The organism is Pseudomonas sp. CCI3.1, assembly GCF_034313985.1.
GTDB lineage: Bacteria > Pseudomonadota > Gammaproteobacteria > Pseudomonadales > Pseudomonadaceae > Aquipseudomonas > Aquipseudomonas psychrophila.
Map to the genome: position 1 here is coordinate 3,664,397 of NZ_JAVIWO010000001.1, position 22,102 is coordinate 3,686,498.

The window sequence follows — 22,102 nt, forward strand, 5'->3', positions numbered from 1 at the left end:
AGCGCGTGCGCGGCGTTAACGGAGGTCTGTGTGCGTTACAGGTGAATGGCGCCCATATCCAGTCGGCCGCGGTCATTGTCACCGTAATCGCCTCTCGGCGGTACATGATGAACTTTAACGACCTGTTCGCCCTGCAGTGTTTCAAGGTGGATATCGAAGCCCCACAAGCGGTGCAGATGTTTCAGGACCTCGTCGGTTGAGTCGCCCAAAGGTTTGCGGTCATGTTGCTGGTGGCGCAGGGTCAGGGAGCGGTCGCCACGACGGTCGATACTCCAGATTTGAATGTTGGGTTCACGATTGCCCAGGTTGTACTGAGCGGCCAGGGTTTCACGAATGATGCGGTAACCGTTTTCGTCGTGAATGGCGGGCACCAGCAAGTCGTCCTTTTGATCGTCGTCCATGATGCTGAACAACTTCAGGTCACGGATTACTTTGGGTGACAGGTATTGCAGGATAAAACTCTCGTCCTTGAAGCTGCTCATGGCAAATTTGATGCTTGATAGCCAATCGCTGCCGGCCAGGTCGGGGAACCAGTAACGGTCCTCATCGGTAGGGTGTTCACAAATGCGCCGGATGTCGCAATACATTGCAAACCCCAGTGCGTAGGGGTTGATGCCGCTGTAGTAAGGGCTGTCAAAGCCGGGTTGGAACACCACGCTGGTGTGGGAAATGAGGAACTCCATCATGAAGCCTTCGGTCACCAGGCCTTCGTCGTAAAGATCGTTCATCAAGGTGTAGTGCCAGAAGGTCGCCCACCCCTCGTTCATCACCTGCGTTTGCCGTTGTGGGTAAAAGTACTGTGCAATCTTGCGCACGATACGTACAACTTCGCGTTGCCAGGGTTCGAGCAGTGGAGCGTGTTTCTCAATAAAGTACAGGATGTTTTCCTGAGGCTCGTCGGGGAAGCGGGCGTTATCCTTTTCGCTAAGTTTGTCTGCACTTTTAGGGATGGTGCGCCACAGATCATTAATCTGCTTTTGCAGATGCTCTTCACGCTCTTTTTGGCGGCGGCGTTCCTCTTCGGCGGAGATCGGATCGGGTCGTTTGTAACGGTCCACACCGTAGTTCATCAAGGCATGGCAAGAGTCGAGCAGGTCTTCAACCGCATCAATGCCGTGGCGCTCTTCGCATTGCATGATGTACTGCTTGGCAAACACCAGATAATCGATTATCGAGCTGGCGTCCGTCCAGGTACGAAACAGGTAGTTGCCCTTGAAAAAGCTGTTATGCCCATAGCAGGCATGGGCCACTACCAGTGCTTGCATGCAGATGGTGTTTTCTTCCATCAGATAAGCGATGCAAGGGTCAGAGTTGATGACGATTTCGTAGGCCAGCCCCATCTGGCCACGGCTGTAGGATTTTTCAGTGCTCAAAAAGTGTTTGCCATAGGACCAGTGGTGATAACCCAGCGGCATGCCCACAGACGCGTAGGCGTCCATCATTTGTTCGGCCGTAATGACTTCGATCTGGTTGGGATAGGTATCCAGCGCATAGCGCTCGGCCAGGCGGCCGATTTCACGGTCGTACGCCTGGATCAGGTCAAAGGTCCACTCTGAACCAGTGGAGATGGGTTGGCGTTTATTCTCTTTGGCGGTCATGTCACTAACCTGCGCTGGAAGAGTTCACGGAAGACCGGATAAATATCGCCGGCCGAGACCAGTTGTTGCTGTGCGAAGGTGTCAGAAAACGCCTCGCTGATGCGCTCATATTCGTACCACAAGGCCTGATGTTCACGCGGTGTAATTTCTACATAAGTGTAGTACTGCACGAACGGCATGATCTGGTTGATCAGAATGTCGCGGCAAATGGGTGAGTCGTCATTCCAGTTGTCCCCGTCAGACGCTTGCGCTGCATAAATATTCCACTCATTGGTGGGGTAGCGCTCGGCCATGATCTCCTGCATCAGTTTGAGTGCGCTTGAGACGATGGTGCCGCCGGTTTCTCTTGAATAGAAAAACTCCTCCTCATCCACTTCGCGTGCACTGGTGTGATGGCGAATAAACACTACATCGATCTTGTCGTAGTTCCGCTTCAGGAACAGGTACAGCAAGATGAAAAAACGTTTGGCGATGTCTTTCGTGGCTTGGGTCATGGAGCCAGAAACGTCCATCAGGCAGAACATGACGGCCTTGGAGCTGGGGTTGGGTTGCTTGACCAGCAGGTTGTACTTGAGGTCAAAGGTGTCGAGGAAGGGCACGCGGTGAATACGTGCGCTAAGTTTCTCGATTTCGGCCTCCAGGGCTTTGATATCGCCGAAATTATCGGGTTCTTCGCGTTTTAGCCGCTCCAGTTCGGCTTTGGCTTCCCTGAGTTTTGCCCGGCTGCTGCCAGACAGGGCAATGCGCCGTGCGTGAGCTGAGCGCAGGGTACGGATGATGTTGATGCGAGACGGGTTGCCCTCGTTACTGATACCGGCGCGCACCGTTTTAAAGGTGTCAGTTCCGGTCAGGTTGCGTTTGACCAGATTGGGCAGTTCAAGGTCTTCGAACATGAATTCGAGGAACTCTTCCTGAGTGATCTGGAACACAAACTCATCCATGCCTTCGCCGGAGTTGCCAGCCTTGCCTGGACCTCCGCCACCTCCTGCTCCGCCTTGAGGCCGGGCAATGTGTTCGCCGCTGGTGAACTCCTTGTTGCCAGGGTGAACAACGGTTTGCTTGCCACCGCGCCCATGGTGCAGTACCGGCTCATCGATATCGCGGCCGGGGATGCTGATTTGCTCGCCATGTTCCATGTCAGTAATGGAGCGGCGGCCCACAGCTTCTTCTACGGCCTTTTTGATGTGGTCACGGTAACGCCGCAGAAAGCGCTGACGGTTCACCGTGCTTTTGTTCTTGCCATTGAGGCGTCGGTCGATCACATAGCTCATTAGGCCCTCCGGGCAGCTTCAAGTTGTGAGCTGCAAGCTGCAAGTCCAGGCAATTGCGTGTGCCTGGTTCTTGCAGCTTGAGGCTTGAGGCTTACAGCTGCCTCACTGCGACTTGCGGACTCGCAGGTACCACTCGGAGAGCAGCCGTACTTGTTTGTCGGTATAGCCGCGTTCGACCATTCGAGTGACGAAGTCGTTGTGTTTTTGTTGGTCCTCTTTGCTCGCCTTGGCGTTGAAACTGATAACCGGCAGCAGGTCCTCGGTGTTGGAGAACATTTTCTTCTCGATCACTACGCGTAGCTTCTCGTAGCTGAGCCAGGTAGGGTTTTTGCCGTTGTTGTTGGCGCGGGCTCGCAGCACGAAATTGACGATTTCGTTGCGGAAATCTTTCGGGTTGCTGATACCCGCCGGTTTTTCGATTTTTTCCAGCTCCTCGTTGAGGGCTACACGGTTGAGGATTTCGCCGGTTTCCGGATCGCGGTATTCCTGATCCTGAATCCAGAAGTCTGCGTACAGCACGTAGCGATCGAAGATGTTTTGTCCGTATTCGCTGTAGGACTCCAGGTAAGCCGTCTGGATTTCCTTGCCGATAAACTCGATGTAGCGCGGTGCCAGGTATTCCTTGAGGAAGCGCAGGTAGCGCTCACGGGTTTCGGCCTGGAACTGTTCCTGTTCGATCTGCTGTTCGAGCACGTAGAGCAGGTGAACTGGGTTTGCGGCAATTTCGTGCGGGTCAAAGTTGAACACCTTGGACAGGATTTTGAACGCGAATCGGGTCGAAAGACCGTTCATGCCTTCGTCGACACCCGCGTTGTCGCGGTACTCCTGAATAGATTTGGCTTTTGGATCGGTGTCCTTGAGGTTCTCGCCGTCATACACCCTCATCTTGGAGTAGATGTTGGAGTTTTCTGGTTCTTTGAGACGTGAGAGGACAGTGAACTGGGCCAGCATTTTCAAGGTGTCGGGTGCGCAATGGGCCTTGGCCAGTGAGCTGTTGAACAGCAGTTTGTCGTAGATCTTCACTTCGTCACTGACGCGCAGGCAGTAAGGGACCTTGACGATGTAGATCCGGTCGATAAACGCTTCGTTGTTCTTGTTGTTGCGGAAGGTGTGCCACTCCGATTCGTTGGAGTGGGCCAGCAGGATGCCGGTAAACGGAATCGCCCCCAGGCCTTCGGTACTGTTGTAGTTGCCCTCTTGAGTGGCAGTCAGTAATGGGTGCAGCACCTTTATCGGTGCCTTGAACATCTCCACGAACTCCATCAGGCCCTGGTTGGACCGGCACAGCGCGCCCGAGTAACTGTAGGCGTCGGCGTCGTTCTGGGGGAATTCTTCCAGTTTTCGAATATCAACCTTGCCGACCAGAGCTGAAATGTCCTGGTTGTTTTCGTCGCCGGGTTCGGTTTTGGCGACCCCGATCTGGTTGAGAATCGAGGGGTAGAGTTTGACCACCCGGAACTGGCTGATGTCACCACCAAATTCGGCCAGGCGCTTGGTGGCCCACGGCGACATGATGGTGCTCAAGTAGCGTTTCGGGATGCCGAAGTCTTCTTCGAGGATCGCACCATCTTCGGTGGCGTTGAACAGGCCCAAAGGCGACTCAAAGACCGGTGAGCCCTTGATCGCGTAGAAAGGTACCTTCTCGATCAGTTGTTTGAGCTTTTCGGCAAGGGATGACTTACCGCCCCCGACGGGACCCAGCAGGTAGAGGATTTGTTTCTTCTCTTCCAGGCCCTGCGCGGCATGGCGGAAGTAAGAGACGATCTGGTCAATGCATTCTTCCATTCCATGGAAGTCTTCGAAGGCCGGATAACGACGAATCACCTTGTTGGAGAAGATTCGTGACAGACGAGAGTCGTTTGAGGTGTCCAGCAGTTCCGGTTCACCAATGGCCAGCAGTAGCCTTTCAGCAGCAGAGGCATAAGTGCTCTTGTCTTGCTTGCACAACTCCAGATACTCCTGGAGCGTGAGCTCTTCCTGGCGTGTGGATTCAAAGCGTTGTTGGAAGTGGCTAAAAATACTCATGACGTCACCTCGCTCGATACGTGGAGTCGGCGATAGATCGGTCAGTTCGAGTGCTGGCATGCAGCAGCATTTCAGCTGCTGTGTACCCCCCAGGACACCATCAAGGTGGCTAAGCCCTTGAAGTTACTACCGATGATCCATTCGCCGGTGTACCGGCTCTCCCCAGATTTGGATGGCCTGAGGTAAAGGATAGTTGGTAATCCGGGAGGTCAAGGCGAGATGCATGAATTGTTGCACCAGACCGTTGGTCAGGCAGGGCGCCAGCCCTCTGATCACGGGGGCTAGCGCTGAAAAAAATATTATTCGGCAGTGCTCTGGGCCGTTTCGTTCGGATAAGTTGCGCGCCACAGTTCGAAGCCGCCATCCAGGCTGTAGACCTCGCTGAAACCCTGACTCACCAAATACGCCGCGGCGCTTTGGCTGGAATTGCCGTGATAGCAGGCAACGATCAGTGGGGCGTCAAGGTCGGCGTTGGCAATGAAATCATGCAGGGAGTGATTGTCCAGGTGCTTCGCGCCGCTGATATGGCTGGCGGCAAAGGCCTGTGGGTCACGCACATCAACAACGACGGCGCCTTGTTCACGCAAGGCCTGGGCCTGCTCTGGCGGGATACGTTTGAATTCGGTCATGGGAAATTCCTGTGGCCTGACAGCGGGCGCGGTTAGCCGGCGCCCAAGGGTTGGGAAGGTGGGGCGGTTTGCAGTGCGAGGGAGGGTGCCGCAATGGCCGGGTCGTCGCAATCGCAGATCAGACGCTGATCGGTATCGACATTGAGGAGGGTCATGGCCCCGCCCCAGACACAGCCAGTATCGAGTGCGAAGATGCCAGGCTCCTTGCAGTTGCCTTCCAGCGCTGCCCAATGCCCAAAGATGATCTTGAGCCCTTGGGTTTTGCGTTCTTTATAACTGAACCATGGCGCGTAGCCTGGAGGTGCGCTGCCGATGCCTTCTTTGGTTTTGAGGTCGAGCTTGCCTTCTCGGGTACAAAAACGCATGCGGGTGAAATAGTTGGTGATCACCCGCAGGCGGGTGACGCCAGTCAGTTCGTTGTCCCACTTGGCAGGGTCGTTGCCGTACATACCGTCCAGGTAAGGCCCGATGAGGTTGTCATCGCGCAACGCATGTTCGACTTCACTGGCGCACTTTAGGGCTTTTTTCAGAGTCCACTGCGGCGGTATTCCTGCATGCACCAGTGCAATGTTGCGCTCGGCATCGTGGTGCAGCAAAGGTTGCTGGCGCAACCAGTTGAGCAGTTCATCGCAATCGGGAGCCAGGAGAATTTCACGCAGGGTATCGCCTTTTTTCAGGCGCTCAGCGTTATGGCCCACGGCTAGCAAGTGCAGATCGTGGTTGCCCAGCACGCACACCAGTGATTCACGCATGCGGTACAAAAAACGCAGGGTTTCCAGCGATTCCGGGCCGCGGTTGACCAGATCGCCCACCAGCCAGAGCTTGTCTTTACCGGGGTCGAAGGCTACACGTTCGAGCAGGCGTTTGAGAGGCGTCAAGCAGCCTTGCAGGTCGCCAACGGCATACACCGCCATCAGTGCAGGGCCCCGGGTACCGCAAGGCGGAAGGGGGCAATGACGGCTTTGAATTCATGACCGTCTTCAGCGTGCATCAGGTAGCTGCCTTGCATGGTGCCGACTTTGGTCGTGATGACCGAGCCGCTGCTGTAGGAGTGTTCGCTGCCAGGTTCGATCGTGGGCTGTAAGCCCACAACACCTGCACCACGAACTTCTTCAACATGGCCATCGCCGTCGGTGATTACCCAGTGCCGGGACAATAGTTTTGCGGGTATTGAGCCGTTATTACGCACCGTGATGGTGTAGGCAAAGGCAAAACGCTGATGTTCAGGCTGCGATTGTTCTGGCAGGTAACGCGTGACGACGCTGACGTCGACCAGGTAGCGGGGATCGTGCATGCGAGAGGCCTTACTTGAAAGCGAAGACACAGTTCGGGATAAAACTGATGCCTGAGTCTAGGCCAAACAACGGGTACTAGGCCAGACGTGGCGTCTGGCAAGGTACCCGTTTTTCACGGCAATCAGTCGGCAGCGGGCGCTACGACAGGTTGTTCGCTGAGCTTGTCGGCCAAGCGTACAAAGGCGGCAAGGTCGAGTTGCTCGGGGCGTTTGCTGCCATCGACGCCGGCGGCTTCGATTTCATCGTTGCTGAGCAAGGCTTTAAGGGTGTTGCGCAGGGTTTTGCGGCGCTGGTTGAAGGCTTCACGCACCACGCGTTCAAGCAGTCGATGGTCCTTGGCCGGGTGCGGCAGCACTTCGTGCGGCACCAGGCGGACAATTGCCGAATCAACCTTTGGCGGCGGATTGAAGGCACCAGGACCTACGTTGAACAGGTGTTCGACGCGGCAGTGGTACTGGACCATGATCGAAAGACGACCCCAGTCGCCACCGCCCGGGCCGGCTGCCATGCGTTCAACCACTTCTTTTTGCAGCATGAAGTGCATGTCGCGGATCAGGTCGGCGTTTTTCAGCAGGTGAAAAATCAGCGGTGTGGAGATGTTATACGGCAGGTTGCCGACCACTCGCAGGGTGCGCGGTGCTGCGTTGAGGCTTTTGAAGTCGAACTTCAGCGCATCACCCTGGTGCAGAGTGAAGTTACTCATCCCTGCGAATTGCCGATTGAGGATCGGGATCAAGTCTTTGTCGAGTTCCACGACGTCAAGTTGACCACCGCTGTTGAGGATGCCTTCGGTCAGGGCGCCCTGGCCCGGCCCGATCTCCAGCAGGCGATCGTCAGCCTTGGCGTGGATGGCGCGCAGAATGCGGTCAATTACGCCAGCATCGTGCAGGAAGTTCTGGCCAAAACGCTTGCGCGCCTTGTGTTGGTATTGCTCGTTCATATACGGGTCTCGGCCATCTGGTAGGCGGTTTCCAGGGCGACTTGCAGGCTGCCGGTGTCGATCTTGCCGCTACCCGCCAGATCCAGGGCGGTGCCGTGGTCGACAGAGGTGCGGATAATCGGTAAGCCCAGGGTGATGTTGACTGCGGCACCAAACCCTTTGTACTTGAGTACGGGCAGGCCTTGGTCGTGGTACATCGCCAGCACTGCGTCGCAGTGTTCCAGATATTTTGGGGTAAACAGAGTGTCGGCAGGCAGCGGGCCACGCAGGTCCATGCCCTCGCTGCGCAGGCGCTCCAGGGTCGGTTCGATGATATCGATTTCTTCATGGCCTAAATGCCCGCCTTCACCGGCATGGGGATTTAGCCCGCAAACCAGGATACGCGGTTGGGCGATGCCGAATTTTTGTTGCAGGTCGGCGTACAGAATACGGGTAACCCGCATCAGTCGCTCAGGGGTGATTGCATCGCTGACCTGACGCAGTGGCAAGTGAGTGGTTACCAGAGCCACGCGCAGTCCGCGAGTGGCAAGCATCATCACGACTTGTTCAGTATGAGTCAGGTCGGCGAGGAATTCGGTGTGTCCAGAAAACGGAATACCCGCTTCGTTGATCACGCCTTTATGCACAGGGGCGGTGATCATTCCTGCAAAGTCGCCACTGACGCAGCCTTGGGCCGCGCGGGTCAGGGTTTGCAGCACAAAGGCTGCGTTAGCCTTATCCAGCGTGCCAGCGGTGACGGCGGCATTCAGGGGTGTATCCCATACGTACAAACTGCCTGCAGGTGCCGGTTGCTCGGGCCAGTTGCCAGGTTCTACCGGTAGCAGGCTGACAGCCACACCGAGCTGCGCGGCCCGCTCAATGAGCAGGTCGCGGCTGGTGATGGCGATCAGGGGGTGTGGCTGGTGTTGCGAGGCGAGCAGCAGGCACAGGTCTGGACCTATACCTGCCGGTTCACCGGGTGTGAGGGCAAAGCGCTGTGTTTTCACTGCGTGGCCTGATCTGCGCTATCTGCTCCGTTAGCACCAGGGAGCTTGATTTCAACATAGGCTTCGTCGCGGATCTGACGCAGCCAGGATTGAAGCTCTTCGTCGTACTTGCGGTTACGCAAAGCGTTCATTGCCTGTTGCTCGCGTGCCTGGGTGGTGCTGTCAGTGGCGCGACGGCCAAGGACTTCCAGAACATGCCAGCCGTATTGGCTTTTGAATGGTTTGGACAACACGCCTTGCGGTGTGTCGGCCATGGCTTCACGGAACTCCGGAACCAGCGAGTTAGGATCAACCCAGTTCAGATCGCCGCCATTCAGAGCGGAACCCGGGTCTTCAGAGTAATTCTTAGCCAGTTCAGCAAAGTCTTCACCGGCGCTGATGCGCTCGTAAAGTTTATCCGCCAGCGCCTTGGTGGCCGCTTCGCTACGAATTTCGCTTGGCTTGATCAGGATGTGGCGAACATGTACTTCGTCCACAACCACTGATTCGCCGCCGCGTTTTGCGTTCAGCTTGAGAATGATGAAGCCGCCAGGCGTACGCACCGGGGGTGTAACGTCACCTACAGGCATCTCGCTGAGCATGCGGTCAAAAGGAGGTGGCAGTTGAGCCGCTTTACGCCAACCCATGTCGCCGCCTTCAAGTGCCGTGTCGCTGCCGGAGCGGGCGATAGCCATTTGGCCGAAGTCCGCGCCTTGCTTGAGCTTGTTGTAGACTTCTTCAGCTTGTTTGGCGGCGTTCTGGATGGCATCCGAGCTCGCGCTCTCAGGCGTTGGGATCAGGATGTTGGCCAGATTGTACTCTTCGGACATCTGCATTTTGCCCAGGTCCGACGCCAGGAAGTTTTTCACTTCCTGATCCGTTACTTGGATGCGCTCAGCCACACGACGTTGACGCACACGACTGATGATCATCTCGCGACGCACCTGCTCACGGGCATCTTCATAAGACAGACCGTCGCGGGCCAGGGCCTGACGGAACTGTTCGATGGTCATGTTATTGCGCTGGGCAATGGTGCCGATAGCCTGGTTCAGCTCTTCATCCGTGATACGGATTCCCGAGCGCTCGCCGAGCTGCAATTGCAGGTTTTCAACGATCAGGCGCTCAAGCACCTGCTGGTCCAGAACGCTGGCAGGCGGTACGCCCTGCCCGCGCTTGGCGATGGTTTGCTGAACTTCGTGGACACGCTGATCCAGTTGGCTCTGCATGATCACGTCGTTATCGACAATGGCCACCACTTTATCCAGGGGCTGTACCGCAGCGCTAGCTGCAGTACCCAGGAACAACGCGCCCAGCATTAGCGGGCGCAGACACTCAGAAAGCTTGATCTTCACGTTCACGATAACCTTGGATGCCTTTGTCGAGGAAGCTCTCTACTTTGGTGCCAACAACGCCACCGAGACCTTTCAGCACAACTTGGAGGAAGAGACCATGGTCGCCCTTCTCGTTAAGAGGGGCTGCTTGGGTGTACTCGTCGTTGGATACCCAATAACGGCTGATCAGACGAAGCTTCCAACAGCAGTTGTCGTACTCGAAACCACCGAAGGCTTCCAGGGTACGGTTGCGGTTGTAGTCGTACTGCCAGCGGCTGATGGCATTCCATTGCGGCACGATCGGCCAGATAACCGAGAAGTCGTGCTGCTGGATTTTGTAGTAATCCTTGATGTAACCCGGTTCGCCCTTAGTACCGAAATCGCCACCGCCGACGGTCCACTTGCCGGTGTACTGGTCATAGCGAACCTGGTCGTTGCGATAGCGATAGCCGATGTTGACGACCTTGTTCGGGTTGTCTTCAGGTTGGTAGTGCATCATCGCACTGCCAGAACGCGGGCTGCGGGTTTCCGGATCCCAGTTGTAGTCGGCGGTTGCACGCCAGTCGCGGTTGAAGCGATAAGCGTATTCCAGCGCATAAGGAGACATGCCGGAGGTTGCGTCTTTGCGGTCGTCTTCAATGCCAGGCAACTGAACCTTGCGGTCCTTGAAATAGTAGGCCTGGCCCACGCTGATACGTTGACGCTCGAAGCCGTTGTCTTCGATCAGGCGGCTGGTCAGACCAAGCGACAGCTTGTTCTCGTCGCCGACGCGGTCAGTACCCGTAAAGCGGTTGTCACGCCACAGCGAGGAGTAGCTGAAGGTGCTCTCGCTGGTGTCGAAAATCGGGATGTCGTCCTGATTGCGTTCAGGGACATACAGATAGAACGCACGCGGCTCCAGGGTCTGGCGGTAGTTGGTGCCGAACCAGTTGGTGTTGCGGTCGAAGTACAGGCCGCTGTCGACGCTGGCGATTGGCACGCTGCGGCTGACCGAACTGTCGAATTTATCTCCAGCAGCAAGTTGCCCTTTACCCTTGCCATCCAGATCCAGGTCGTACTGCGTATACATGTACTTGAGGGACGGCGTGAGGTAGCCATAACTCCAGTTCAGCGGCAGGCTGACACTCGGAGCAAGGTTCATTCGTGTGCCGTTGGCTCGAGCCAGGCCCGTTACGTTGTTGTCTAGGCGAGGATCTACTGTGCCATCTTCGTTGGTGTAGTTGCCGTTTTCGAGGTTGCGGTCAAATCGAACCAGCTCGGTGTTGTAGGCAATGTTCAGGCCGCCCGGTTGCTGTGGCAGTGCACCATTGAGGGTGAGCTGCGGCAGCATGTTGTAAGGCGTGATCTGAGTAACGGTGGCCAGTTGATAGGCCTGTGCGTTCAGCCTGGCGGTGTAGCTGTCGCCACGATAGCTGACAGCACCTTGCTGATTCAGGTAGTCACGGCTTTCAACGCCGATCTGATCACTTTCCAGATCCTGGAAGTAATACGGGTCGCTGATCTTGGTGTAGTCGACTTCGGTCAGTACGCGGGAGTCCAGGCCGCCCTTGTGCTGCCAGTTGAGCATGTAGCGCTTGTCGGTGTAGTCGGTCTGGCGCTTGCGATCGTCGTTGTCGTCGTTGAGGTACGCGGCACCGAACTGACCTTCGCTGGACTCGGTCAGGTAGCGCAGCTCGCCTTCCATCAACAAACCGCGTTTGGTCATGTAGCGCGGGTACAACGTGGCATCGTAGTTCGGTGCCAGGTTGAAGTAGTACGGGGTCACGAGCATAAAGCCGGTGTCGGAGCTGCTGCTGAAAGACGGCGGCAGGAAACCGGACTGACGGCGATCGTCGATCGGGAAATAAATGTACGGGGTGTAGAACACTGGAATGTCCTTGACCCGCAGTGTCACGTTGGTCGCCGTACCGAAACCGGTAGCCGGATTCAACGTGATGTTATTGCCCTTGAGCTGCCAGGCGTTGCTGTTGGGCTCGCACGTGGTGTACGTACCGTCCTTGAGTCGGATGATCGAGTCTTCAGCGCGTTTTGCGTACAGTGCACTGCCGCGAATGCGCGACTTGTGCAGCACGTATTCGGCGTTATCGACCTTGGCAGCACCCGTGTCCAGTTGAACATCGGCGTGGTCGCCGACGATCAGGGCGCCGTTGTCACGCAGACGCACCTTGCCATTGAGCTCGCCACGGCTTTCAGCCTGATACAGGCTGGCTTCGTCGGCTTCGATCTGCATGCTGCCCTGGCGCATGACGACGTCACCGGCCAGCGTCGCGATCTGCTCTTCCTGCTGATAGCGGGAAGCCTTGGCGCCGATAAAGGTCGGGGAGTCGCTTTTGCTGGTGGGGTCGTTCATGCCCGGACGGATGGGCTCTACGTACGAACCGGAGCAGTACGGACCGGTCTCGGCCAGTTGCGCTGCGGTCAGTTTGTCCCGTGGCACCCAGTCGAGATGGCTGTAGTCGTCACTGCGCGCTTTCAGCGCACGGCCTTTGGCCTCGGTCACCAGCGGGGCCTGTTTGACCTGCTCGCTGGTTTCACCGCTGGCACCGACAGACCCGTCGGCATGCGCCGGACGCGGTGGCAGTTGCGCCACGCTGGTTTTTGGTGCGCAATCCCAGCCACCCGTAGCCGACACGGAACAGTCATACTGCTCCTCAGCAAAAGCGAACGGCGTGGCTAGAGGTTGCATGGCCAGCAAACTGCCGGTTACCAGCAACGGAAATTTTTTACGAAACGCGGGGGATTTCAATGCCATCTTATTAGTCCGGGCTTCCTGCGTGCCATCAGCCCGCGGTGGGGGACCGCACGCCTATCGATGGTCTGGAAAAGATTCTGGATAATAAAGCATGACCCGCTTGACGGCTAGCACCGTCGGAGACCCTTGTAATGCCTGACCAAGATGTACGCTTGCAACACCTGAAAGTTTGGCTGGATGAGCAGTTGGCAACCTTGTTCGCGAATGAGGGTTGGGGTCCTGTGCCCCCGGCCACGTTGACTGCTGCCAGTAGCGATGCGAGTTTCAGACGCTATTTTCGCTGGGAAGGCGAGGGACGCAGTTTTGTCGTCATGGATGCGCCGCCGCCCCAGGAAAACTGCAAACCTTTCGTCGATATTGCCGATTTCTTGCGCACCTGCCAGATAAACGTGCCGAAAGTTCATGCTCAGGACCTCGATCGCGGCTTTCTTTTACTCAACGATCTGGGCAATAAAACTTTTCTCGACGTGATTAACAGCACCAACGCCGATGAGTTGTTCAAGGACGCGATCGAAGCCCTGCTGGCCTTTCAGCAGTTGCCGATGGTCGAGCCTTTGCCCAGCTATGACGTGGCTTTGTTGCGCCGCGAGCTTGAGTTGTTCCCCGAGTGGTACGTACGGGCTCACCTGGGTGTTGACTTCAATGAACATCAACTGTCTGCCTGGCAACGGATCAGCACACTGCTGATCGACAGTGCGCTGGCACAGCCCAAAGTGCTGGTACACCGCGACTTTATGCCGCGCAACCTGATGCTCAGTATTCCCAATCCTGGCGTGCTGGATTTTCAGGACGCCGTGTATGGCCCGGTGACGTATGACATCACCTGCCTGTTCAAGGACGCCTTTCTAAGCTGGCCCGAAGAGCGGGTGCGTGCCTGGTTGCAGGACTACTGGAAGCTGGCACTGCCCTTGGGTATCCCGGTGCAATCGAACTTTGAAGAGTTCCTGCGCGCCAGCGACCTGATGGGTGTGCAACGGCATTTGAAAGTGATCGGCATTTTTGCCCGCATTTGCCACCGTGATGGCAAGCCGCGTTACCTGGCCGATGTGCCGCGCTTCTTCTCTTATATAGAAGGGGTTTTGGAGCGGCGTCCTGAGTTGGCAGAGTTGGGTGAGCTGTTCGCCAGCCTTGGTCTCGTCAGTGAGGCTGATGCATGAAGGCGATGATTCTGGCTGCCGGCAAGGGCGAGCGCTTGCGGCCATTGACCTTGCACACGCCTAAACCATTGATTTGCGCTGGCGGTGTGCCACTGATCGAGTACCACTTGCGGGCATTGGCGGCCGCGGGCTTTACCGAGATCGTGATCAATCACGCCTGGCTGGGCCAGCAGATTGAAGATCACCTGGGCGACGGTTCGCGTTTTGGTGTCAGCATCCATTACTCCCCGGAGGGCGAGCCGCTTGAAACCGGTGGCGGGATCTTCAAGGCGTTGCCGTTGTTGGGGGATGAACCTTTTGCGGTGGTAAACGGCGATATCTGGACCGATTACGACTTTGGCGCCCTGCGTCAACCGCTGACGGGGCTGGCCCACCTGGTATTGGTGGATAACCCGGCGCATCACACTACGGGAGATTTCTGCCTGATCGGCAAGCAGGTTGAAGATGGGGTGTCGGGTGGCGATACGCTGACCTACAGTGGTATTGCAGTGCTCCACCCTGTGCTGTTCAAAGAATGCGCTGCGGGTGCATTCAAGCTGGCACCGCTGCTGCGCAAGGCAATGGCCGCAGGGCAAGTGACGGGTGAGCGTTTACTCGGGCATTGGGTCGATGTGGGCACGCATGAGCGCTTGGCCGAGGTCGAGTCGCTGATTGAGGGCGCTCGCTAACATGCTATGGCCAGGGACTCTTGTTGGAGCCGGAGCGGGTTTTTTTATTGCCAGCATTCCGGGGGCCATGCTCGGTGCTTTATTAGGGCAAGCGCTGGACCGGCGCTTGCAACTGCACAGTTGGGCACACCTGCTTGAGCGCCTTGGCGCCCGGCCGGTGTTGCGCAACGATGAGCTGTTGTTTTTGCTGCTCGGTCGGCTGGCAAAAAGCGGTGGGCGAGTGGTGGACAAACATATCGAGCAGGCGCGGCTTGAAATGCGTCAGCTCGACATGGAGCCCGCAGCGCAGAAGCGTGCCATTGCCGCGTTCAATCGCGGCAAGTCCGGCAATGATTCGCTGCGTGGCTACCTGCGGCGTCTTAAAGCTCAGCCCCATGCGGCAGAAGGTGTGTTGCGGGCCTGCTGGCGGATGATACTGGCTGATGGCCGTGTTGCGCCCCAGGAACGAGAGTTGATTGCACTCTGGGGGGGCTGGCTGGGCTGGACACGGCAGCGGGTTCTGGCACTGGGGGGCGAATATGACGTCCATAAAAAACCGCTGGCGACTCGCGGCGGTACTTATCAGCAATCATTGACTTTGCTGGGGGTGACGGCCACCAGTGATCCTGAGCAGATCAAGCGCGCCTATCGACGGCTGCTAAGCCGTCATCATCCTGACAAGGTTGCTGGCACAGGTGCCAGTGCAGTTCAGGTGCGAGAGGCCACGGAAAAAACCCGTGAGCTGCATCAGGCCTACGCTTTTATTCGTGAACAGCGCGGGTTTTAGCGCCGTTCACTTATCCACAGGCTGCGGGCTGAGCCAGCCGCGAACTCGACGAAACAGTTGCTCCTGTTCGCCATCCCGGTTTCCTGGGGTGGCGAACAATCCCACTTGCTTGAAATTCGACCCGTTGGCGCGCTTGCTTGCCTGCACCCTTTGCAAGGCGTCTTCGCGGGCGAGTGGTTGGTCTTTGTAGAAGATATCCAGCAGTGCCACGTTGAGGCCAGCTGTCAGTTGACTCAACTCTGACGTGGCCTGAACGGGGTTGCGAGCAGAAATCATGATCAGTTTCTGGATCTGGGCCGGATGCTTTGCGCTGATATAACGCGATGCCCAGTAGGCGCCCGTGCCATGGCCAAGCAAGACAATACTGCGCATGTTGTGTTGCTGGGCATAGGAAATAGCTGCGTCGATGCGAGCAAAGATGCGTTCGGCATCAGCTTCGTTCAAAGCATCTACGGTTTGAGCGGTCTCGGGCTCCGCATTTTCGGTGCCAGCACTGGCCGCCTGCTCGATGGGTTTGGCTGTGGTGCTGGCTGCTTTGCTGCTACTGTCTGTCGTTAATGACGTAGGAGTTTTTTCTGCTTCGACTTCTCGCGCCTGACTGGCTTCGCTTTGCATGTCCGGCAAGCTCAGACTCAAACTGGCCCAGTCGGCGTTCGGCAGCTTATTGCGCAGAGGGCCTACCACCAGCGGCCAGTCGGCGGTTTCACCGGCCCCGGGGATGATGATTACCGCACCTTTGGGGGCGTTGCTATTGGCAGGTTTCCAGAGGGCAAGAAAACTGTCGCCCGGCGCTTGAAGCTGTTGCTGTTCGTGCTGCGGAACTTGTCGCTCAAGAGCGTCGGCGTCTTCCTGGCTGCGCTCGGGCAGCGGCTCACGCACGGCAGGCTTGGGCTGGGCCTCGGTTTCGGTTTCGGTTGCAAGCGCTGGCGAGGCGAGTGGCAACAGCAACGACAAGCACAAGGCCGGCAATGCCAGACGATATGAAAACATCAGTTATTCCAGGCCAGAAGTAGTCCCGGCAGGGTAATGGGTTGATCAGTATTTGTCAGGGTGTGAGCGTTTAGATGAGACGTTTTTGCTATCTGTGGGTTATCGGCTGGTTATGGCTGCCCTTAATGGGCAATGCGGCGTCTGTGCCTGCGGCCCAACTGTCGGCGGATCAACGCGAGTGGCTGGCCCAGCACAAGGAACTTCGGGTGGGACTGGTCTTGCAGGCGCCCTATGCCAAGTTTGATCAGCGGTTGCAGCAGCTTTCGGGAGCCAACGTCGAGCTGATGAAGTGGCTGGCTCAGGCGCTGGATGTCGAACTGATATGGCGCAACTATCAGGACCTGGCACAACTTGAACACGCTGCCCGTGCCGGAGAAATCGATCTAGTGCCCGGGTTGACCCAAACCCCCGCGGGTTTGCGGTTGTGGCAGTTTTCCGATCCTTACATGCGTGTGCCGCAGTTATTGGTGGGCACGCGCAATGGCACCGGTTCGGTGGATCTGGAGAGAGTCGACAGCCAGACCCGGGTCGCGGTGCGCATGCCCAGTGCCACGGCCGATTTTTTGCGCAGCAGTTACCCCGGCCTCAACTTGCAAGGTGTGCCTCTGGAGCGCCAGGCCCTGCAACTGTTGCTCAGTCAGCAAGCGACTTATGCCGTCATCGATGAGGCACAGCTCAGTCGTTTGTCTGTCGAACCGGAGTTCGCAGAGCTGGCCGTGGTGGGTGATGTAGGTTTGCCGCAGTTGTTGCGGGTGGCGACGCGCCGCGACTGGCCGCAGTTGGCCGGCATCGTTGAGCGCGGGTTGCATGCGATCCCGGCGCGGGACATGGAGCAACTGCACAGCCGCTGGCTGCAGCCCAAGTATCCGCATCTTGGGCCATCGCCCGGCTTTTGGCAGAACCTGAGCCTGCTGATGGGTGCGCTGTTACTGGCCAGCATGGCGATTGTGGTGTGGCAGCGTCGTCAGCAAACAGGACTGGAGCGCGCTTTACTCAGCGCACGTGAAGACATCGTCTTGCGTACGGCCAGCGCCCAGGCGCTACGCTTGAGCCAGTTCTCGATCGACCAAAGCCCGGTGGGTATTTTATGGGTCAACTGGGACAGTCACGTGCGCTATGCCAATCGGGCGGCGGAAGTCATGCTCGGCTACCAGCCGGGGGCTGTGCTGGATCGACCGTTAAGCGATTTTGAACCGGGCCTGAACATGGACCGCTGGCTGAATATGTGGCGGCGCGCGCGAAATCGAAAAGAGGGCGTGCACCGCAGTGAAACCCTCTGCGTTCGCGCCGATGGCAGTGAGTTTCCCGCCGATGTGACCTTGAGTTTTCTGCGTTTTCAGACGGCAGAATATTTGGTGGTATACCTCAATGACATCACTGAGCGGCACCGGGTGCAGGCCGCCTTGCAAGAAAGCGATGCGCGCTTACAGGGGATTGCCGCCAACGTCCCGGGGCTTGTCTTTCGTCTGGAACGCTCGTTGCTGACGGGCGAGTTGGACTTCCCCTACATCAGTGAAGGCAGCGAAAGCCTGGCCGGTTTTTCCCCGGCTACGCTGCGCCTGCGCGAGGTAGGGCTGCGCAGCCTAGTGCATCCTGATGACAGGGCTGATTACCATCGTGTGCAGGATCTGGCGTTGGACAGTGACAGTGACTGGTCATGGCAAGGTCGGATTTTGACCCGCCAAGGCGAGCAGCGCTGGGCCGAGATCAAAGCGATTACCCGTCGTCTGGATGATGGCACCGTAGTGTGGGACGGTATTGTCTGGGATATCAGCGAGAGCAAACGTATTGAACTCGAGCTGGACAGCTCCCGTGGGCAGTTGCGCGAATTGTCTGCGCACCTTGAAAGCGTGCGCGAAGAAGAGAAGGCGCGCATCGCCCGTGAAGTTCATGATGAGTTGGGGCAGATGTTGACGGTGCTCAAGCTGGAAACTTCGATGTGCGAGCTGGCGTATGCGCAGCTTGATCCAGGGTTGAACGAGCGGCTCAACAGCATGAAAAAGTTGATTGCCCAGCTCTTCCAGTTAGTGCGCGACGTGGCTACGTCACTGCGTCCGCCGATTCTGGATGCGGGTATTAGCTCGGCCATCGAGTGGCAGGCCAGACGCTTTGAAGCGCGTACGCACATCCCGTGTCTGGTTCAGGTGCCGGAGCACTTGCCGCCGCTTGGTGCGGCCAAGGAAGTGGGCTTGTTCCGTATCTTGCAAGAGGCTCTGACCAATGTGATGCGCCATGCCCATGCGCACACGGTTGAGTTGACCTTGAGTGTGGAGGGCAAGGATCTGTGCCTGAGTATCAGCGATGATGGGCAAGGCTTTGTGCCTGCGACTGGCAGGCCGACTTCCTTCGGCGTTGTGGGGATGCGAGAGCGGGTCTTGATGTTGGGCGGAACCTTGTTTTTGCACAGTGTTCCGGGGGAGGGAACGACCCTGATTGTACGCGTGCCCTTGGTTGATAAAAGTTGATGAGGAAATGCTCGTGATTCGTGTACTGGTAGCAGAAGACCACACCATTGTGCGTGAAGGGATCAAGCAATTGATCGGCCTGGCCAAAGACCTGCTGGTAGTCGGTGAGGCCAGCAATGGCGAGCAGTTGCTGGAAACCTTGCGTCATGTGCCATGTGAGGTGGTACTGCTGGACATCTCCATGCCGGGGGTGAATGGCCTTGAAGCGATACCTCGTATTCGGGCCTTAAACAATCCACCGGCGATTCTGGTGTTGTCGATGCACGATGAAGCGCAAATGGCGGCACGGGCGCTGAAGTTTGGCGCGGCGGGCTATGCCACCAAAGACAGCGATCCGGCACTACTGCTGATGGCGATCCGCAAGGTCGCGGCAGGAGGGCGCTACATCGACCCGGACCTGGCTGACCGTATGGTGTTCGAAGTCGGCCTGACTGATTCAAGACCCTTACATGCCTTGCTGTCCGAACGTGAGTTTTCGGTGTTCAAGCGCCTGGCCCAGGGCGTTAACGTCAATGACATTGCCCAGCAGCTGGCGCTGAGCAGCAAGACCATCAGCACCCACAAGGCGCGGTTGATGCAAAAGCTCAATGTCACGTCGCTGGCCGAACTGGTGAAGTACGCGATGGAACATAAGTTGTTGTAGCGTGACTTCGTAGCAGCTGCCGAAGGCTGCGTCCGGTTGCGCAGCGACCGTGAATCCTGAGTCCCGGGTCTGCCTGGCCCAGCGCGCTTTGCGGTTCTGCGACGACTGCATCGTCGAACGCAGCCTCGCTCCTTCGGCAGCTGCTACGGGATGATGTTTTGTGCTGGCATATCTGTTTACGACCCTGGTTGGCCAGTCCTGTGCCCTGTTGCAGGGTTTGCCGCGCCTAACCGTTCTATTCACGACATCCCTGTAGGGCAATCCCTACCCAAAGCTTTCCAACCTCCTGATGTGAATCTCTCTTGCCTCCCGATTTCTGTGGGGTAGCCGCTTCTTTAGTCTTGGGCTACGGCAGTCCAAAACAAAAGGTGTGGTTATGAGTGAGGTCGGTGCAAGCGCTGGGGCGGATGAGATTCTGGTCAGCTTTCGTGGCGTGCAAAAGAGCTACGACGGTGAAAACCTGATCGTCAAAGATCTCAATCTGGAGATTCGCAAAGGCGAGTTCCTGACCTTGCTCGGGCCTTCAGGTTCGGGCAAAACCACCAGCCTGATGATGTTGGCCGGTTTCGAGACGCCCACCGCCGGTGAAATTTTGCTGGCCGGGCGCTCAATCAACAACGTGCCGCCCCACAAGCGCGACATTGGCATGGTGTTTCAAAACTATGCGTTGTTCCCGCACATGACCGTGGCCGAAAACCTTGGCTTTCCCCTGTCGGTGCGCGGGTTGAACCGAACCGATATCAGTCAGCGGGTCAAACGGGTGCTGAGCATGGTTCAGCTCGACGCCTTCGCCCAGCGCTACCCGGCCCAGCTGTCTGGCGGCCAGCAGCAACGCGTGGCGCTGGCCCGTGCGCTGGTGTTCGAGCCGCAGCTGGTGCTGATGGATGAACCCTTGGGGGCGCTGGACAAACAACTGCGTGAACACATGCAGATGGAAATCAAACACCTGCACCAGCGCCTGGGCGTGACCGTGGTCTACGTGACCCACGACCAGGGTGAAGCGCTGACCATGTCCGATCGCGTTGCCGTGTTTCACCAAGGTGAAATCCAGCAAATCGCTCCGCCGCGCATGCTCTATGAAGAGCCGAAAAACACTTTTGTTGCCAACTTTATCGGCGAGAACAACCGCCTCAATGGCCGGCTGCACAGCCAGGACGGCGATCGCTGTGTGGTCGAGCTGAGCCGGGGCGAGAAAGTCCAGGCCCTGGCGGTGAATGTCGGTCGTACAGGTGATCCGGTGACCCTGTCGATTCGCCCTGAACGTATCAGCCTCAATGGTTCCAGCGAGTCGTGCGCCAATCGGTTCTCGGGTCGGGTTGAGGAGTTTATCTACCTGGGCGACCACGTCCGGGTACGCCTGGAAGTCTGCGGCATGAACGATTTCTTTGTGAAACAGCCGATTGCCGAGCTGGACCCCACCCTGGCTGTCGGCGACGTCGTGCCACTGGGCTGGCAGGTCGAACATGTACGTGCGCTGGACCCTCTCTTAGAGGCGAATTGATCGCCCCGGCTTCACCAACCCTGCACAGTGGAGAATAACAATGCATACATCCTTCAAGTTCACGGCCTTAAGTCTGGGCCTGATGTTTGCGGCCAATGCACTGGCCGCAACCGATCTGACCGTAGTGTCGTTTGGCGGCGCAAACAAGGCCGCTCAGGTCAAAGCGTTTTACGCCCCTTGGGAAGCCAAGGGCGAAGGCAAGATCATTGCCGGGGAATACAACGGTGAAATGGCCAAGATCAAGGCCATGGTCGACACCAAAAGTATCTCTTGGGACCTGGTAGAAGTGGAGTCCCCGGAGCTGTCCCGCGGTTGCGACGAGGACATGTTCGAACCGCTGGACCCGGCGCTGTTCGGCAATCCTGATCAATATGTCAAAGGCGCAATTCAGTCCTGTGGGGCGGGTTTCTTTGTGTGGTCCACTGTTCTGGCCTACAACGCCGACAAGCTGAAAACTGCACCGACCAGTTGGGCGGACTTCTGGGACACCAAAACCTTCCCGGGCAAACGCGGGCTGCGCAAAGGCGCCAAGTACACCCTGGAATTCGCGTTGATGGCTGATGGTGTCGCGCCCAAGGATGTGTACACCGTGCTGGCGAGCAAGGACGGTCAGAACCGCGCCTTTAAAAAACTCGATGAACTCAAGCCAAGCATTCAGTGGTGGGAAGCGGGCGCGCAGCCGCCTCAATACCTGGCTTCTGGCGATGTGGTGATGAGCTCGGCCTACAACGGTCGAATCGCTGCCGTGCAAAAAGAAAGCAATCTGAAAATCGTGTGGAACGGCGGCATTTACGACTTTGATGCATGGGCCATCCCTAAAGGGCTGGGTAAAGCCAAGGCGGACGCAGCGAAGAAATTCATGGCCTTCACCCTGCTGCCACAACAGCAAAGCGTTTACTCGCAAAACATCGCTTACGGCCCGGCCAACAAGGACGCGATGCCATTGCTGCCTAAAGAGGTTCAGGCCGACATGCCGACAGCCCCGCAAAACATTGCCAACCAGGTACAGATCGACGTCAGCTTCTGGGCTGACAACGGTGAGCAACTGGAACAGCGCTTCAACGCCTGGGCTGCCAAGTAAGCAGACCTGATCTGCGGTGCGACCC

18 protein-coding genes are annotated in these 22,102 nt (G+C 57.4%); 7 read left to right on the top strand and 11 right to left on the bottom strand.

What is annotated here, in order from left to right; genetic code table 11:
• Positions 1–35: 35 nt before the first annotated feature.
• The 10 genes from RGV06_RS16720 to RGV06_RS16765 form a co-directional block, all read right to left on the bottom strand.
• Positions 36–1,598, bottom strand: coding sequence for a SpoVR family protein (locus tag RGV06_RS16720; RefSeq protein WP_019823077.1), 1,563 nt, complete (start codon positions 1,596–1,598; stop codon positions 36–38).
• On the bottom strand, positions 1,595–2,869 hold the full coding sequence (locus tag RGV06_RS16725; RefSeq protein ID WP_019823079.1) for a YeaH/YhbH family protein: 1,275 nt from the start codon (positions 2,867–2,869) through the stop codon (positions 1,595–1,597). The genes RGV06_RS16720 and RGV06_RS16725 overlap by 4 nt, the downstream gene beginning before the upstream one ends.
• Before the next feature lie 102 nt (positions 2,870–2,971).
• On the bottom strand, positions 2,972–4,894 hold the full coding sequence (locus RGV06_RS16730; protein ID WP_019823081.1) for a PrkA family serine protein kinase: 1,923 nt from the start codon (positions 4,892–4,894) through the stop codon (positions 2,972–2,974).
• 299 nt (positions 4,895–5,193) lie between these two features.
• Positions 5,194–5,523, bottom strand: a complete 330-nt coding sequence (gene glpE, locus RGV06_RS16735) for a thiosulfate sulfurtransferase GlpE (protein ID WP_019823082.1) — start codon at positions 5,521–5,523, stop codon at positions 5,194–5,196.
• Positions 5,524–5,555: 32 nt separating this feature from the next.
• Entirely contained in the window at positions 5,556–6,437 is an 882-nt protein-coding gene (locus tag RGV06_RS16740; protein WP_019823086.1) for a symmetrical bis(5'-nucleosyl)-tetraphosphatase, read from the bottom strand.
• Positions 6,437–6,817 carry a Co2+/Mg2+ efflux protein ApaG gene (gene apaG, locus RGV06_RS16745; protein ID WP_019823087.1) on the bottom strand — a complete coding sequence of 127 codons (381 nt, stop codon included), beginning with the start codon at positions 6,815–6,817 and terminating at the stop codon, positions 6,437–6,439. The genes RGV06_RS16740 and apaG overlap by 1 nt, the downstream gene beginning before the upstream one ends.
• Positions 6,818–6,939: 122 nt before the next feature.
• A complete protein-coding gene (gene rsmA, locus RGV06_RS16750; RefSeq protein WP_019823089.1) occupies positions 6,940–7,758 on the bottom strand; it encodes a 16S rRNA (adenine(1518)-N(6)/adenine(1519)-N(6))-dimethyltransferase RsmA in 819 nt (272 codons plus the stop codon).
• Positions 7,755–8,744 (bottom strand): 4-hydroxythreonine-4-phosphate dehydrogenase PdxA, encoded by a 990-nt coding sequence (pdxA, locus tag RGV06_RS16755; RefSeq protein WP_322150577.1) that lies wholly within the window; start codon positions 8,742–8,744, stop codon positions 7,755–7,757. Before pdxA ends, rsmA begins: the two co-directional genes overlap by 4 nt.
• Positions 8,741–10,075 carry a peptidylprolyl isomerase SurA gene (surA, locus tag RGV06_RS16760; protein WP_019823093.1) on the bottom strand — a complete coding sequence of 445 codons (1,335 nt, stop codon included), beginning with the start codon at positions 10,073–10,075 and terminating at the stop codon, positions 8,741–8,743. Before surA ends, pdxA begins: the two co-directional genes overlap by 4 nt.
• Positions 10,056–12,806, bottom strand: a complete 2,751-nt coding sequence (locus RGV06_RS16765) for an LPS-assembly protein LptD (RefSeq protein WP_019823095.1) — start codon at positions 12,804–12,806, stop codon at positions 10,056–10,058. Before RGV06_RS16765 ends, surA begins: the two co-directional genes overlap by 20 nt.
• A gap of 131 nt (positions 12,807–12,937) precedes the next feature.
• Here RGV06_RS16765 and RGV06_RS16770 point away from each other — a divergent pair, with 131 nt between their 5' ends.
• The 3 genes from RGV06_RS16770 to RGV06_RS16780 are packed head-to-tail and all read left to right on the top strand — an operon-like array spanning position 12,938 to position 15,397.
• Positions 12,938–13,963, top strand: coding sequence for an aminoglycoside phosphotransferase family protein (locus RGV06_RS16770; RefSeq protein ID WP_322150580.1), 1,026 nt, complete (start codon positions 12,938–12,940; stop codon positions 13,961–13,963).
• Positions 13,960–14,631 carry an N-acetylmuramate alpha-1-phosphate uridylyltransferase MurU gene (gene murU, locus RGV06_RS16775; RefSeq protein ID WP_019823099.1) on the top strand — a complete coding sequence of 224 codons (672 nt, stop codon included), beginning with the start codon at positions 13,960–13,962 and terminating at the stop codon, positions 14,629–14,631. The genes RGV06_RS16770 and murU overlap by 4 nt, the downstream gene beginning before the upstream one ends.
• A 1-nt stretch (position 14,632) precedes the next feature.
• Positions 14,633–15,397 (top strand): DnaJ domain-containing protein, encoded by a 765-nt coding sequence (locus RGV06_RS16780; RefSeq protein ID WP_198821660.1) that lies wholly within the window; start codon positions 14,633–14,635, stop codon positions 15,395–15,397.
• A 6-nt stretch (positions 15,398–15,403) separates the two neighbouring features.
• Here RGV06_RS16780 and RGV06_RS16785 read toward each other — a convergent pair whose 3' ends face one another.
• Positions 15,404–16,387 (bottom strand): alpha/beta hydrolase family protein, encoded by a 984-nt coding sequence (locus RGV06_RS16785; protein WP_322150583.1) that lies wholly within the window; start codon positions 16,385–16,387, stop codon positions 15,404–15,406.
• A gap of 74 nt (positions 16,388–16,461) precedes the next feature.
• On the opposite strand from RGV06_RS16785, the gene RGV06_RS16790 reads away from it, so the two are divergent.
• The 4 genes from RGV06_RS16790 to RGV06_RS16805 all read left to right on the top strand — a co-directional run bounded on the left by RGV06_RS16790 (position 16,462) and on the right by RGV06_RS16805 (position 22,077).
• The gene (locus RGV06_RS16790) at positions 16,462–18,852 is read left to right on the top strand and encodes a PAS domain S-box protein (protein ID WP_322150585.1); all 2,391 of its coding nucleotides are present in this window, start codon (positions 16,462–16,464) and stop codon (positions 18,850–18,852) included.
• Positions 18,853–18,859: 7 nt separating this feature from the next.
• Positions 18,860–19,495, top strand: a complete 636-nt coding sequence (locus RGV06_RS16795) for a response regulator transcription factor (RefSeq protein WP_173667387.1) — start codon at positions 18,860–18,862, stop codon at positions 19,493–19,495.
• Between the two features lie 376 nt (positions 19,496–19,871).
• Positions 19,872–20,996, top strand: a complete 1,125-nt coding sequence (locus tag RGV06_RS16800; protein WP_019823108.1) for an ABC transporter ATP-binding protein — start codon at positions 19,872–19,874, stop codon at positions 20,994–20,996.
• A gap of 40 nt (positions 20,997–21,036) precedes the next feature.
• Positions 21,037–22,077 carry an ABC transporter substrate-binding protein gene (locus RGV06_RS16805; protein ID WP_019823109.1) on the top strand — a complete coding sequence of 347 codons (1,041 nt, stop codon included), beginning with the start codon at positions 21,037–21,039 and terminating at the stop codon, positions 22,075–22,077.
• The last annotated feature ends 25 nt before the right edge of the window (positions 22,078–22,102 follow it).